Source organism: Arthrobacter sp. AZCC_0090, from assembly GCF_014207375.1.
Classification (GTDB): Bacteria; Actinomycetota; Actinomycetes; order Actinomycetales; family Micrococcaceae; genus Arthrobacter.
On record NZ_JACHEE010000001.1, the window covers coordinates 143,360 to 156,206 of the forward strand.

Below are 12,847 nucleotides of genomic sequence, written 5' to 3' on the forward strand. Positions count from 1 at the left end.
CTTTCTGGCTGTTAGTTGATGTGGACGGTGCGTCCGGAGTGTGCGGATTCTTGCGCTGCAAGGGCGACTTTGAGCGCCATCAGACCGTCACGGCCGCTCGCTGCCGGGACCCCAGTGCCCTCGACGGCGGACACGAACGCGCGCAGTCCGATGACGTAGAGATCCTCGGAGCAGTCGACGTCGATCGTTTGGCTTCCTGACGCGGTTGTCAGGACGAGTTGGCCTTCGGTCTCCTGCGTCATCGCATCGACGACTTGGATGGTGCCTTCGGTGCCGTGGACTTCCAGGGACGTCTTGGCGTAACCGACCGTGAAGGAATCGTGGGTCTGCGCCAGGACGGGCCGCTGACCGGGCCGCTGGTACTCGATGACGGTCATCGCGGAGTCTTCCTGCCCGCCGGCGTTCCAGTCGGCTTGCTGGACAGCGACGGCGCTGACGGCCCTCGGCGTGCCGAGCAGCGGGTTGAGGACCGAGGCGTCGTGGCACGTGATGTCCAAGATCACCCCGCTTCCGGGGGTGCTTTGCCCGAGCCGCCAGCCGCGCAGCCGTTCCGGCAAGAGCACGGCGTGTGCGATCTTGGCGGAAAGGACTGTGCCGATGGTTCCAGCGTTGACGAGTTCGCGGACTTTCGCGTGCAGCGGGCTGCCAGGCAGGTGGTGGTTGGCGGCCAGGACCAGGCCCTGTTGCCCTGCGAGATCCACCATGGCCGTCGCGTCGTCGACGCTCAAGGCCAGCGGCTTCTCGCATAGGACGTGCTTGCCGGCTTTCAGGGCCCGGCATGCTTGCTCGAAGTGCAAGGCATTCGTTGAGGAGACATAGACCGCGTCGATGTCCCAGCCGAGCAGTTCGTCAAGGTCGGTGGTGGCGTGGGGCAGCCCGTGGCTGGTGGCGAGCTCACGGGCGCGGGCCCCAGATCCGCTGCAAACGCCGACGACGTCGCCCCCGCTCGCGCGGATGGCGCCGATCACGCGCGTCGAAGCGATGTCGCTGGCGCCGATGAGGCCCCATTTCAGTGCTGGCATTGGATTCTCCTAGGTTCTGGGTCGCCATTGGGCGGAGGAAGCGCGGATCTTCAGCGCCGGTTCGATGACGGATCGCTGGGGATCCAGCGAGGAGTCTCGTATGCGGTTCAACAGCATCTCCGCTGCCTTGCGGGCGATGAGTTCCGGGTACGTGGAAACCGAAGTCAGGGGCGGCAGCAGCAGTTCGGCCATGGCGATGTCATCGAAGCTGGCCACGGAGACATCCCGGCCGGGCTCAAGGTTTCTGCGCCGCAGTTCGGCATAGATTCCCAATGCCACGGCGTCGCTGTAGGCGATGATGCAGTCGGGCCAGCTTCCCCGGTCCAGCACCGATGCAACGCCTTCTGCGCCGCCCATGGCGTTGTTCGTGGTTGCTGCGGTCAAGGAGGGATCGAAGGTGACGCCGCTTCCGGCGAATCCTGTTTCGAGGCCCTTGACCCGCTCGGCACGGGCCGAGGATTGCTCCGGGCCACCAATCAGCACGGCTGAGGATGCTCCGAGGGAAGACAGGTGCCGGGCCAGTTGTTGTCCGGCTGCGATGTTGTCCGGGCCGACATAGTCCAACTTTTCGGAGAAATAGCGGGCCAACTGCAGGACTGGGACGGAGGAGCGGTCAATGACTCCGCAGATGGATTTCAACTCCGAGCCTATGGCTGGCAAGAGGAAGATGCCGTCTACTTGCTGCTGGACCATGGTCTCGAGCTGAAGGTATTGCCGCTCCGCATCGTCCCGGCTGTAGCCGACCAGGAGCGTGTAGCCGGCTTGGTGGGCGGCCTCCTCGATGGTCATCGTCAGACCCGCGAAATACGGATTGCGGATGTCCGTCACGATCAAGCCGAGGGTCATGGAGCGGCTGCGGCGCATGCTGGCGGCGTGCCGGTTGTAGACGTACCCGAGCTCGGTCATGGCGAGCCTTACCCTGTCTGACGTCGCCTCGGTAATCCGGGCACTTCCGCGTAAGACGAGTGACGCTGTAGATCGAGACACTCCAGCGGCCTTGCTTACGTCCTCAAGGGTCGCCCTTCCCATCGAATCTCACCTCCCATTTGATATCGGTTGAATATTTCTACCACGTTTCCACGGGAGTTGGTAGAGCGATCTACAAAGATCTTCCAGTGCGATATTGGCCAATAGTTGCGCGTTTTAGAGATGAATGGCCGATCCTGTGCATCATCAACGTCTCGTCGGTAGTGGTTCTAGAGAAATCTATTGCATCGATCTACTTACATATGTAACCTGAACCACAACGCAGGCTGAAGCCGGCTTTGTCCGGCGTCTGACAACCCAAAGGAGAGTAGTCATGCGTTCTTCCAACAAACTCAAGGTTTCGCTCGCCGCGACAGCGGTGGCAAGCCTCATTGCCGTGACCGGATGTGCCGCCAACCAGCCCGCCGGGAGTGCCGGTGGTGGCACTGACAAACTGGAAATCACGTCCTGGTGGACCTCCGGTTCGGAGGCGGATGCGCTCAACGTGCTGATTGACGGGGTGAAGAAGTCGTCATCAGGGCTGTCGGTGGACAATGCCGCCGTCTCCGGCGGCGGCGGCGCCAACGCGCGGCAGGCCCTCGCTGCGCGTCTCCAGGCCGGAAGCCCTCCGGATTCATGGCAGCTGCATCCGGCGGGCCAGCTTAAGAGCTACGTCGACGGCGGCCAGGTTGCCGACCTGACGGATCTGTGGACACAGAACAACTGGGCCGCTCAGATGCCCAAGGACGTGGCCGAAGCCCAGCAGGTCGGCGGGAAGTACTACACCGTTCCGATCGGTGTCCACCGCGGAAACGTGCTGTGGACCAATCCGGCCGTGCTCTCCAAGGCGAACGTCACGATTGACTCGGCCACCGGCGTCGACGGCTTGATCGGTAGCCTCAAGCAGGTCCAGGCAGCGGACGTAACGCCGGTGTGCTTGGGCGACAAGGACATCTTCGCCTCTGCGGAGCTGCTGGAATCGATCATCATGTCCCGGACGGGCGCCGATAACTGGAAGAAGCTCTTCACCGGCGGATATTCCTTTGACTCACCCGAGGTGAAGCAGGCCCTGGAGGACTACAAGACCATCCTGTCCCTCTCCAACAAGGACCACTCGGCCATCACGTGGGACGAGGCCGCAAAGAAGATGGCAAACGGCTCATGCGCCGTGAACCTCATGGGCGACTGGGCCTACGGCGAACTTCTCAACGCCGGTAAGAAGCCGGGAACGGACTTCTCCTGGGTGACCTTCCCCGGCAAGGAAGACGTCTTCGACTACGTGGGCGACGGGTTCTCCATTCCCGCAAAGAACATTCCACACGCCGATGCGGCCAATGCGTGGTTGAAGACCCTCATGGACCCAAAGATCCAGACCGAATTCGCGGCAAAGAAGGGCTCCATTCCGGCCTTGACAACCGCTGACATTTCCAAGCTCTCCCCATACCAGCAAGAAGCTGCGAAGAGCTTTGCGAAAGCCTCGGTGGTTTCATCCCTGGCCCACGCGCAGGCCTCCACCGCGGAATTCGCGCAGACCTATGCCGACGCGGTTTCCACCCTCAACGGCAGCGGAAACGTCAGCGCATTCGTGGCCAGCATGACGCAGGCCCAAAAGACCCAGCTGAAGTAGCCGGCAAGCCAACCACGCCGCCAGAGGTGGGTGGCTGCAGGCCTGCAGCCACCCACACGGACAGGATCACCCCTCATGAGAACCTCTTTCAGGCCGCCCGCATCAGCCGGCCTCCGCCCTAAGAAACAAGTACCCCACAACGTCAAGACCTCCCGACGCGCCGCCTGGATTTTTGCCCCGAGCCTCCTGGTCAGTTTCGTCTTCGTCTACGTCTTCATTGGCGTCACCGTCTACATCTCCTTGTCGAATTGGAAGATCGGGACGAGCCCAAACCTTTCCCTCAGGGAGCCGTTCGGCGGCACCTACGGCGAGATCATCCAGGAACAACGCTTCCAGGCTGATATCCGCAACGTCGTGATCTTCACGGTCATCTTCCTGGTTCTGGCCATCCTCGGCGGACTGGTGGCGGCCCTTTTCATACACCACGTGGCCGTCGGCAAAGGGCTGTTCCGGACAGTCTTCCTCCTGCCTTATGCCTTGTCCTTCATCGTCACTGGCGTGGCTTGGCGTTGGATCTTCTCTCCGTCCACCGGGGTGAATCAAATCCTGCGAAACCTCGGGATCGAAAACCCGCCAGGCTGGACCACCGATACCACCGTCCTGGGCGCCTTGAACGACCCGACAGGCACGGACTTCCTGAAGGTCCAGTTCGGTATCCCGGTGGCATTGCTGCCGATCATCTTTGCGGCAGGCTGGCAATTGGTGGGTTTCGCGATGGCGATGTACCTGGCAGGCCTTGCCTCCATTCCGGAAGAGCACCTCGAAGCGGCGAGCGTCGATGGCGCCAACACGTGGCAGCGCCTGCGTCACATCGTCCTGCCGCAACTGTGGCCCTCCACTATTACGTGTTTTGTCTTGCTCCTTCACGTGGCCCTCAAGATCTTCGATCTCGTGGTCGCCATGTCCGGCAGCGGACCCGGCTTCGTCACCGACGTGCCCGGCATCTACATCTATAACTACCTCTCCAGCCGCTACGACAAGGCCTCGGCAATGGCGATCATCTTGCTCCTGCTGACGCTCGCGGTGATCGTCCCCTACCTGATTCGCGGATACCGTCGAGAGCGAAAGGCATAGAAATGGCCGTCGAAACCCTACAACCGACCCCCACCACCAACCAGCAGCGCCGGCGGCCTGGGACCAAAAACCGCAAGCCCAAGTCCTGGAAACTGCCCAAAACTCCGGGCGGATGGGTGGTTCTTGCCATCTGCACGATCGCCACCCTTGGCATGCTGGTGCCCGTCTACGTCATCGTCGCAACCGCACTCTCCGGAGGCCATGGAGCGCCGAACTTCTTCCTCGCCTTCCCTGACGCGCCAAGCCTCGAAGCGTTCAAGGGCGCCTGGACGAAACTTCATGGTTCGCTGGCCAATTCACTCCAGATCACCATTCCCGCTGCTGTGATTTCGTGCCTGCTGGGCTCGATCAACGGGTACTTGCTATCCAAGTTTCCTTTCAAGGGGTCCAGCGCCCTTTTCACGGTCCTGTTGGTGGGCATGTTCATCCCGTTCCAGGCCGTGATCATCCCGGTTTTCCAGTTCCTGAACATGCTGCACCTCCAAGGCAGCATTCTTGGCCTGATCGTCGTCCACATCATCTACGGCATCCCGATCACCACGCTGATCTTCCGGAACTACTACGAAGGTATCCCCAGCGCCATCATCGAGGCGGCGGCCATCGACGGTGCCGGGATCTGGAGGACGTACACGCGCGTCATGCTGCCCCTCTCGGTTCCTGGGTTCGTCGTGGCCGGAATCTTCCAATGCACCAACATCTGGAACGACTTCCTCTTCGGCTTCATTCTTGCCTCTCCGGCATCGTGGCCCGCCACCGTGACCCTGAACAACCTCATCGGCACCACAACCGTCAACTACTCCGAGCTGATGGCGGGCGCCGTGCTGGTTGCCGCCCCCACCGTCCTGCTTTACCTCGTCCTGGGCAGGTTCTTCGTCAGTGGTCTCACCGCTGGAGCCGTGAAATGACAGTGCTTGATGTCCTGTGTGTTGGCGAGACCATGGCTGTCATCACCCCCGCGAATGCCGAACCACTCAGCAAGGCTGAAGAATGCCTGCTGGGCTTCGGGGGAGCGGAATCCAATGTTGCCGCACACTTGGCTGAATTCGGATACCGCGCCGGTTGGGCCAGCCGCCTCGGAATGGACCCCTTCGGGGATCGCATCGCCGGGGGCCTGGCCGCCCGCGGAGTGGATCTCAGCAGGGTGATGAGGGATCAGACGTCCAGTACCGGCGTGTACTTCAAAGACCCGGACCTGGGTCGCGGAGCGCGCACCCTCTACTACCGCGCAGGTTCTGCGGCGTCCCGCATGTCGCCGGAGGATTCCCGCACATGGTCCCTGGAGCAGACAGGCTGGATCCATACCAGCGGAATCAATGCCGCCCTTTCGCGCAGTTGCTCGGAACTCACCGAGCAACTGCTCACCCAGGCCCCCACTGTGGGGTACAAGGCGTCCTTTGACGTCAACTACCGGCCTGCATTGTGGAGCGTTGACGTCGCAGGTCCACGACTCCTCGAGCTGGCTTCCAGGGCTGCCGTGGTGTTCGTCGGCCTTGACGAAGCCGAAACCTTGTGGGGCTGCGCTACCGCGGATGACGTCTCGTCGCTTCTTCCCGGGCCACGGCACGTCGTCGTCAAGGACTCGGCCACGGAAGCGGTGGAATTCGTCCGGGAACCAGGCAAGGAAGTGCAGGTCTTCCGGTTCCCCGCACACAGGGTCGACGTGGTCGAACCTGTCGGTGCCGGTGACGCGTTTGCCGCCGGTTACCTCGCCGGGATGCTGCGCGGGGACCCTCCGGTGGACAGGCTGGCCTTGGGCCATTCCTTTGCAGCGTGGACCCTGGGCTCGCTCGCAGACTTCAGGCCCGGCCACGGAACCAAGCCCCGCACTTTCGGGTCCAAGCACATTCACGCGGCTGCCACCTGACACTCCCCACCGGAAGCTCACCCCCGCCACCACCCCGAGAGAAAACACCTTGGTTAACAATCACCCCGACAACTGGTTCGCCGATGACTTCTTCAAGGTCCCGGTCATCGCAGTGCTCCGCGGACTCACCCCCGCCGAAGCCGTCAAGTCCGCCACACGGGCCTGGGACGCCGGCGTCGAGCACGTCGAAGTCACTATCGAAACACCCGAAGCCGTGCCGACCCTTGCCGTCGTGGCCAGCGCAGCAGCCGAGAGAGGTGCCGCCGTCGGTGCCGGAACCATCATCCATATCGAACAACTGGACGTGGCAGCATCTGCAAACGCATCGTTCACCGTCTCGCCCGGCCTGGATGAAGGCGTCCTCCGGGGAAGTATCCTCCGCGGCATCCCGCACCTCCCCGGTGTGGCCACCCCAAGCGAAATACTCCGGGCCAAAGCCCTTGGATTGACCTGGCTCAAGGCCTTCCCCGCTTCCCTGCTCGGACCCGAATGGATCAAAGCCATGAAAGGGCCCTTCCCCAACGTCCAGTTTGTAGGCACCGGAGGCATGAAAGCGGTTACGGCCCGTGACTACCTGTCCGCCGGACTCAGCGTCGTCGGACTAAGCTCCGACTTCTCTTCCGATGACGGAGCCGATGCGGTTCGCGACCTTTTGGCGAGGTTCACTACCAGCGGCTTTCAAGCTACCAAGTCCAGCCACTAAGGGGTGGTCCTGACCGAGGTTCCCCAGGCCGGATGCTCCTTGCGGTGATCCGAGTTCCTCGAAGAAGTCCACGTTGGCCCTGACATAGTCGGCCCACTCATCCGGAACGTCGTCCGAGTAGTAAATCGCCTCGACCGGGCACACTGGATCGCAGGCTCCGCAGTCCACGCATTCAGACGGGTGGATGTACAGCGAGCGTTCGCCTTCGTAGATGCAGTCCACCGGGCATTCGTCGATGCAGGCTTTGTCCTTGACGTCCACCCAGGGCTGGGCGATCACGTAGGTCATGGCGCGCCACACAGGTGTAAACGGTCTTGCCCCAGGTGAAGAAGTCCGGTGCGGACCTGCCCTGCTCGCGGAAGGTGTTGGTGGAGGAGTCTTTCACGCCGCCGAACGGTACGTGGTTGATCGTCGCTTTGTGTCCCACGTACCAGCAGATCGGCGGTGCCGCCGGCGTCATCCTCCTGGCCTGCCGCATCGTGCAGGGCATCTCCACCGCCGTTGAAGCGCCCCTTTCCACCGCGCACGCCGTGGAACTGGTTCCCGTGGGGCGCGAAGGGTTCGCCGCGGTCCTCCTGGGCGGCTCGGTTGTCCTGGTCCTGAACATGACCCTGTACAACGTCGTCACCAGTTCCCTGATGCCGAAATCCTGCCGTGGCGCCGGAACTGCCCTCGGGTACGGAATTGGCGTGGCCCTCTTCGGCGGCACGGCGTCTTACCTTCTGGTCTGGCTCCAGTCACTGAATGCATCGTGGATCTTCCCGGTTTACGTCGCCGTCCTGTCCGTGTTGAGCATAGTGTTCTACGTGCTCGCGCGGCGGAAGAGCGGCATCTTCATTGGAAGCTAGGAGCGCGCGTGAATGCTCTTCACCTAGGCCGTTATGGTTCTGGGGGTGCTTGTGATCTCTTTTGAACTCGGCGAATTCGATGTGGAGCTCTACAGCGCGGCCCGTCAGCTGCTCCTCTCGGCTCATCACAGTGAGAACCATCGTGTGGCCGCTGCCATGCGGGGGGCCTCAGGGGCCATTTACCTGGGCCTTCACCTAGGTTCAAAGCGAATCAACGTATGCGCCGAATCCAGCGCCCTGGCCAATGCCCGGATGGCGCAGGAACCATCGATCCACTCGGTGGTCGCCGTCAGTATGGACGAACGCGGAGAGCCCCAGGTTACCAAGCCTTGCGGCGTTTGCCGGGAGCTGCTTCGAAACTACGGGCCCGAGGCACGTGTCCTGGTTGATGCCGGGGGAGACGGCGGAACTGTCAGCCTTGAGGATCTTCTGCCTTATCCCTGGATGCGGGCCACGGAAACCGAATGGACCACCCGTTCGCCAGGGATCGGGACTCGCGACCCGGCCCGTTAGCCGCGGTGAAAACGCACTAAGGTTGCTGGAATTCGGCAAAAAACGTCCAGCCTTCAGGACGGTCGACTGAACCCAGCCATCACGTGGACTAATCGGCTTTGAAGCTGCGATTGCGAGTGAGCAAAGTGCGTCGCAACGATTTCCGGACCGAAGGCGGACCTGTATCCGCGGTGGACGGCGATGAGCTTTCGCCGGCTGATCCGGGTGCGTCCGGCTGGCGAGGACATAGATCCGTGATCAGTCCCATCCCTGCGCAGGCCCGCACCTCGCGGATACCCGCCACCGCCGCAGGCTTGGTTTCAAACTCCCGCGAGACGGCCATCACGGTCCCGTCGGCGGCCTTCAATCGGAACCTGTACAGTTCGTGAGCATCGACAAACAATTCAAACTTGCCTGCCATCGCTGACCTCCCCCAAGTCGAGGACGATAGTCCTCTATGGGACCGTACCGGGGAGTCGCGAAAAAGCAAAGCACCCTTAGCGTCGCCCTGATGCGCCACACGGCTCGGTCCTGGGCTTGCGGTTGCCGGATGGCCTGCTGGCGTGTAACTTTGGCGATGCCAAGTAGGCTTAGTATTACCCGCCACCGCCGGGTTCGCGGTTCAGTAGGAGGTACAGCAGTGGGTATCGGATCATCCATCTTCCTTATCGCCATAGGTGCCATTCTGGCTTTCGCGATCCCAGGAGATGTCGTGTCATTCATCGACCTCCATATGGTTGGCTACATCCTCATGGTCGTCGGGGTCATCGGCTTGATCGTTTCCCTCTTCGTGTTCGGCCCACGCCGGACCCGTCGAATCAGCGAAAGCCGCGCCACAGTAGACCCGGCCACAGGAGAACGAATCGTCACCAGGGACACCCGCGACGGCGGGCTATAGCATCGAGGCATGACCAAATACCTCATCTCCTTCCCGAGCGAAGCCCTGGTGCTCACCGACGATGAGTTTCCGATCGTCTCTGCCGAAGCCCACGCTGTGATCGAGGAGGCGAAGGCTGCCGGCGTCTACGTATTCGGCGGCGGGATCGATGAAGAAGTCGATCCCGTGCTGGTTTCCGCCGACGGCTCGGTGAGCACCGGGATCTATCCGGGCTCCGAACTCAAGGGTGGGTTCACCGTTCTGGAGCTGCCGACGCGCGCGGACGCGGTCGAGTGGGCGAGGAAGATCGCGGTGGCCTGCCGTTGCTCGCAGGAGCTCCGAGAGTTCATGTACGACCCGCAAAGCTAGCTTTCGTCAGCTCCGGCGCTGGTTCTTAGCCGCCGTTACCCTTGCCGTTGCCCTTGTGGCGCCCTGGGGCCGGTGCCACAGGAACCGGCGCAACCGGCGTCGATGTCTCAACGCTCGGTGAGGGCGTCGGCGTTGAAGTGCTCGGGGCGGGTGTTGCCGTGACGGACGGCTCCGGGGCGGAGGGAGGGGGTGGCTGGAAGGCGCTCACACCAACGATCACCAGGGCGCTGGTAAGAAGTGCAGCGCCGACGGCCCACGCCGATCTGCGCGCGCGGCTTAGGGGTTTCCCCCGCCATTGGCGCCTGCTTCGTACGGGCGGCACGACGACGGTACTGTCGCCCCCGCTTTCGCCCGCCGTTGCCACAGGCTGAACGCGCGTCTGGACGTCTGCTTTGGCCGTGCGGGGCGGGCGGTCGGGCATACGGGGAAGGGTCTGCGTGGCTCCGTTGGCGCCAGCGGGCGTCGCTGCGGGGACGCCGGAACCGAAGGCGCTCCGGAGTGCTTGCTCAACCTCTAGTGCGCCTGGCCGTTCAGAAGGCGGGGTCGATGTCATGGCGGTGAGGAGGTCAACCCACTGTGTCCCAAGGGCCTCCGGGACACGGGGCGGGCGGTGGAGCCTCGCAACGGCCGACTCGACACTCGTCCCCGGGTACTCGAGCTTTCCGGTCAGGCATTCGAGGAGGAGAAGTCCGAGGGAATAGATGTCGCTTGCCGGGCCGAGTGCAGAGCCGGTTGCCTGTTCCGGACTCAGGTATGCGGCGGTTCCCACAGTGGTGCCCGTCGCTGTCAGGCGCGTTCCCTCGATGATGCGGGCGATTCCGAAGTCGGTGAGCTTGGACCGGATGGGGGATCCTACGGGGGCATCGGCCATGAGGACATTGGCAGGTTTGATGTCGCGGTGGATGATCCCACGCCCATGGACGTATTCCAGCGCCGAAGCCAGATCTGCTCCGATGTGGGCTACGTCCTGGGCTGCCAGCGGTCGCTCCCGCAATCTGGCATACAGGTCTGGACCGTGAATCAGTTCCATGGCGAGGAATGTCCGGGGTTGCTCAGGGTCTCGATGGTCGGTACCGGCGTCGAAGAGAGTGACGAGTGACGGATGGTTGAATGTCGCCAGGAGGCGCATCTCGTTTTCATGCCGGGCAAGCTCGTCCGGCCTTCCCAGCACGGGAGCAAAGAGCTTCAGCGCCACGTCGCGGCCCAGCCTCTCATCCTGCGCCCGGTACACCGACGCCGTCGCGCCGCGGCCGATGAGGGTCCCCAGCCTGTATCGCTCGGCGACCAAGGTCCCTGGTTGTCCCGTGATAGGACCATCCAGCACGCCCACACCTCGCTTTCCTCGAACTGACGGAGCCCGTACAGTCTAGGCATACGTGCTAGCCGTTGACATACATCCCCGCTGAAGTAATCGTCCGGCCCGGTCGAAAGGTTACGTTTCGTCCTGCACCACCGCAGAAGCGTCGGCCGCGTGCAGGGCCCTCCCGCTAGTTGCTTGTCCCGCTCCGCGCGTCCTGCCTCTCCCCACGGCGGGCCAGCTCAAGGGTTTTCGAAATGACGGCCACGCGCTGCTCCACCATTGCGTGCGGAGGGGCAGCAACCTTGATTCCCCGAAAATTCTTGCCGCTCGCCAGACCTGCGGCGCGCAAGCATTCCTCCATGCGGTCCACCGTCAGGAGGGACGAAGTCTCAAGGGCATCCAGGCCCGCGACGGATTCGACGTACGGACCGGCGTGCCTCCCCGTACGGGTGCGGGAGGAACATACATCGGCCCAGGCCGCACCGTAACGGGTGTCAACCCTTGCGCAGCCTGACAGCACAAACCCTCCGAGGAGGTCACCCCCGCGCAGGAAGTTGATGTGCTCCAGAGCGGCGTCCGGTCTGCGTTGCTCAACGACTGAACGGCCCCAATTGACGGCAATGCCGATGGACCGGCCACTTGACTCGTTCACCTGATGCATTGTCTCCGCTTCAACCTGGAGCGGGAGAAATCCCGGGCTGCTTGCCTTTCAGCCGCCCCTTCGCTTTTGCGACCGCCATGCCCTCACGGGTGCGCATCCGGATCAGGTCCGCCTCGAACTCGGCCACCATTCCCAGGACGTTGAACAGCAGCCGGCCTACCGGGTCGGTGGGGTCGTCGGTCTTGCCCCCGAGACTAAGCACTACCCCTTTGCCCGTCAGCTCGTCGGCAATGTCCCTAGCATCAGAGAGGGAGCGCGTCAGCCGGTCGAGCTTGGTCACCACGAGCGTATCACCGCTTCGGCACGCCGCCATCGCTTCACGGAGCCCAGGGCGCACCCGATTCGCTCCGGTAAGTCCGTGATCAACGAAGATCTGGGCCTCCTCTACACCCAGAGCAAGGAGGGCATTGCGTTGAGCGGTAAGGTCCTGGTCGTTTGTCGAGACCCGGGCTGACCAAGTGGTCTACATTCCGTCCGCAGCAGGAATCGAGTATTCGCTACTCGGGCGCAGAAGGGTCGGCGGCGATAGGCTTTGATCACCCATGACGGCAGAGTCAGGTGGGGACGCTTTTCCGCGACAACGCGAAAGGAATGAAATGATCATCCTCGGAGTCGTTCTGCTGATCGCCGGCTGGCTACTCAACATCGGCATCCTCAGCACCATCGGCTGGATTTTGCTGGCCATCGGCGTCATCCTGCTTATTCTCGGCGCGCTCAACCGCCCCGTCATGGGCGGGCGCCGATACTGGTACTAGCACGCGCGCGTGCGCTGGCCGCGCGAACTCGCGAAGCGCCAGGATGCCCATACGGGGCCCGTGACGGGGTTGCTTGCCGTTGTCGATGAACAGGGCGCCGTTGTTCAGGCCGTCCTGGAGGCCGCGGGCGATCTTCTCTTCCACCGACGCTCGGAAGATCATCAGGACGACGACTCCGGGGAATAGGCCCGCCAACTGTGCGGCAGCCGATCCTCGAACGGATGTCAAAACCCGCCAAACCGGGCTGTGAAAAAGTCACCAATCTCTACAGACAGTCACACGGAAGCGA

The 12,847-nt window shown here is 62.7% G+C and carries 16 protein-coding genes and 2 pseudogenes; 11 read left to right on the top strand and 7 right to left on the bottom strand.

Going from position 1 to position 12,847, the window contains the following annotated elements:
• Nucleotides 1-11: 11 nt before the first annotated feature.
• A complete protein-coding gene (locus tag HNP00_RS00680; protein WP_184734872.1) occupies nucleotides 12-1,022 on the bottom strand; it encodes a Gfo/Idh/MocA family protein in 1,011 nt (336 codons plus the stop codon).
• A 9-nt stretch (nucleotides 1,023-1,031) separates the two neighbouring features.
• Nucleotides 1,032-2,051 (bottom strand): LacI family DNA-binding transcriptional regulator, encoded by a 1,020-nt coding sequence (locus tag HNP00_RS00685; protein ID WP_184734874.1) that lies wholly within the window; start codon nucleotides 2,049-2,051, stop codon nucleotides 1,032-1,034.
• Between the two features lie 271 nt (nucleotides 2,052-2,322).
• Between HNP00_RS00685 and HNP00_RS00690 the strand changes: the two genes are divergently transcribed.
• From HNP00_RS00690 to HNP00_RS00710, 5 genes are all read left to right on the top strand, one after another.
• Nucleotides 2,323-3,615, top strand: a complete 1,293-nt coding sequence (locus tag HNP00_RS00690; RefSeq protein WP_184734876.1) for an ABC transporter substrate-binding protein — start codon at nucleotides 2,323-2,325, stop codon at nucleotides 3,613-3,615.
• Between the two features lie 75 nt (nucleotides 3,616-3,690).
• Nucleotides 3,691-4,689, top strand: coding sequence for a carbohydrate ABC transporter permease (locus HNP00_RS00695; RefSeq protein ID WP_184734878.1), 999 nt, complete (start codon nucleotides 3,691-3,693; stop codon nucleotides 4,687-4,689).
• A gap of 2 nt (nucleotides 4,690-4,691) precedes the next feature.
• The gene (locus HNP00_RS00700; RefSeq protein WP_184734880.1) at nucleotides 4,692-5,594 is read left to right on the top strand and encodes a carbohydrate ABC transporter permease; all 903 of its coding nucleotides are present in this window, start codon (nucleotides 4,692-4,694) and stop codon (nucleotides 5,592-5,594) included.
• Nucleotides 5,591-6,553 carry a sugar kinase gene (locus HNP00_RS00705; RefSeq protein WP_184734882.1) on the top strand — a complete coding sequence of 321 codons (963 nt, stop codon included), beginning with the start codon at nucleotides 5,591-5,593 and terminating at the stop codon, nucleotides 6,551-6,553. Before HNP00_RS00700 ends, HNP00_RS00705 begins: the two co-directional genes overlap by 4 nt.
• A 49-nt stretch (nucleotides 6,554-6,602) precedes the next feature.
• Nucleotides 6,603-7,256, top strand: coding sequence for a bifunctional 4-hydroxy-2-oxoglutarate aldolase/2-dehydro-3-deoxy-phosphogluconate aldolase (locus HNP00_RS00710; RefSeq protein ID WP_184734884.1), 654 nt, complete (start codon nucleotides 6,603-6,605; stop codon nucleotides 7,254-7,256).
• Here HNP00_RS00710 and fdxA read toward each other — a convergent pair.
• Nucleotides 7,242-7,544: pseudogene (fdxA, locus tag HNP00_RS00715) on the bottom strand (ferredoxin); the annotation flags it as partial. The gene HNP00_RS00710 and the pseudogene fdxA sit on opposite strands and share 15 nt — an antisense overlap.
• Before the next feature lie 35 nt (nucleotides 7,545-7,579).
• Between fdxA and HNP00_RS00720 the strand changes: the two are divergent.
• Nucleotides 7,580-8,104: a hypothetical protein gene (locus tag HNP00_RS00720; protein WP_260404738.1), complete on the top strand. Its 525-nt coding sequence runs from the start codon at nucleotides 7,580-7,582 to the stop codon at nucleotides 8,102-8,104.
• Between the two features lie 51 nt (nucleotides 8,105-8,155).
• Entirely contained in the window at nucleotides 8,156-8,617 is a 462-nt protein-coding gene (locus HNP00_RS00725; RefSeq protein WP_221451037.1) for a hypothetical protein, read from the top strand.
• Between the two features lie 88 nt (nucleotides 8,618-8,705).
• On the opposite strand, the gene HNP00_RS23605 is transcribed toward HNP00_RS00725, so the two are convergent.
• The gene (locus tag HNP00_RS23605; protein WP_184734888.1) at nucleotides 8,706-9,017 is read right to left on the bottom strand and encodes a YegP family protein; all 312 of its coding nucleotides are present in this window, start codon (nucleotides 9,015-9,017) and stop codon (nucleotides 8,706-8,708) included.
• A 219-nt stretch (nucleotides 9,018-9,236) separates the two neighbouring features.
• Between HNP00_RS23605 and HNP00_RS00735 the strand changes: the two genes are divergently transcribed.
• Both HNP00_RS00735 and HNP00_RS00740 read left to right on the top strand, forming a co-directional pair.
• Nucleotides 9,237-9,494, top strand: a complete 258-nt coding sequence (locus tag HNP00_RS00735; protein ID WP_184734890.1) for a DUF6458 family protein — start codon at nucleotides 9,237-9,239, stop codon at nucleotides 9,492-9,494.
• A 9-nt stretch (nucleotides 9,495-9,503) separates the two neighbouring features.
• Nucleotides 9,504-9,842, top strand: a complete 339-nt coding sequence (locus tag HNP00_RS00740) for a YciI family protein (protein WP_184734891.1) — start codon at nucleotides 9,504-9,506, stop codon at nucleotides 9,840-9,842.
• 25 nt (nucleotides 9,843-9,867) lie between these two features.
• Here HNP00_RS00740 and HNP00_RS00745 read toward each other — a convergent pair whose 3' ends face one another.
• The 3 genes and pseudogenes from HNP00_RS00745 to HNP00_RS00755 all read right to left on the bottom strand — a co-directional run.
• Nucleotides 9,868-11,166, bottom strand: a complete 1,299-nt coding sequence (locus HNP00_RS00745; protein ID WP_311770458.1) for a serine/threonine-protein kinase — start codon at nucleotides 11,164-11,166, stop codon at nucleotides 9,868-9,870.
• 163 nt (nucleotides 11,167-11,329) lie between these two features.
• A complete protein-coding gene (locus tag HNP00_RS00750; protein WP_311770459.1) occupies nucleotides 11,330-11,794 on the bottom strand; it encodes a DUF4862 family protein in 465 nt (154 codons plus the stop codon).
• 28 nt (nucleotides 11,795-11,822) lie between these two features.
• Nucleotides 11,823-12,197, bottom strand: a pseudogene (locus HNP00_RS00755) (recombinase family protein); the annotation flags it as partial.
• Nucleotides 12,198-12,399: 202 nt separating this feature from the next.
• On the opposite strand from HNP00_RS00755, the gene HNP00_RS00760 reads away from it, so the two are divergent.
• Nucleotides 12,400-12,558 (top strand): hypothetical protein, encoded by a 159-nt coding sequence (locus HNP00_RS00760; protein WP_184734895.1) that lies wholly within the window; start codon nucleotides 12,400-12,402, stop codon nucleotides 12,556-12,558.
• Between the two features lie 9 nt (nucleotides 12,559-12,567).
• Nucleotides 12,568-12,744 carry a hypothetical protein gene (locus tag HNP00_RS00765; protein WP_184734897.1) on the top strand — a complete coding sequence of 59 codons (177 nt, stop codon included), beginning with the start codon at nucleotides 12,568-12,570 and terminating at the stop codon, nucleotides 12,742-12,744.
• The last annotated feature ends 103 nt before the right edge of the window (nucleotides 12,745-12,847 follow it).

What these genes read in the sequence shown, in the direction of transcription:
- HNP00_RS00680 (WP_184734872.1), bottom strand. Translation starts at nt 1,022, where the DNA reads ATGCCAGCACTGAAATGGGGCCTCATCGGCGCCAGCGACATCGCTTCG.
- HNP00_RS00685 (WP_184734874.1), bottom strand. Translation starts at nt 2,051, where the DNA reads ATGGGAAGGGCGACCCTTGAGGACGTAAGCAAGGCCGCTGGAGTGTCT.
- HNP00_RS00690 (WP_184734876.1), top strand. Translation starts at nt 2,323, where the DNA reads ATGCGTTCTTCCAACAAACTCAAGGTTTCGCTCGCCGCGACAGCGGTG.
- HNP00_RS00695 (WP_184734878.1), top strand. Translation starts at nt 3,691, where the DNA reads ATGAGAACCTCTTTCAGGCCGCCCGCATCAGCCGGCCTCCGCCCTAAG.
- HNP00_RS00700 (WP_184734880.1), top strand. Translation starts at nt 4,692, where the DNA reads ATGGCCGTCGAAACCCTACAACCGACCCCCACCACCAACCAGCAGCGC.
- HNP00_RS00705 (WP_184734882.1), top strand. Translation starts at nt 5,591, where the DNA reads ATGACAGTGCTTGATGTCCTGTGTGTTGGCGAGACCATGGCTGTCATC.
- HNP00_RS23605 (WP_184734888.1), bottom strand. Translation starts at nt 9,017, where the DNA reads ATGGCAGGCAAGTTTGAATTGTTTGTCGATGCTCACGAACTGTACAGG.
- HNP00_RS00740 (WP_184734891.1), top strand. Translation starts at nt 9,504, where the DNA reads ATGACCAAATACCTCATCTCCTTCCCGAGCGAAGCCCTGGTGCTCACC.
- HNP00_RS00760 (WP_184734895.1), top strand. Translation starts at nt 12,400, where the DNA reads ATGATCATCCTCGGAGTCGTTCTGCTGATCGCCGGCTGGCTACTCAAC.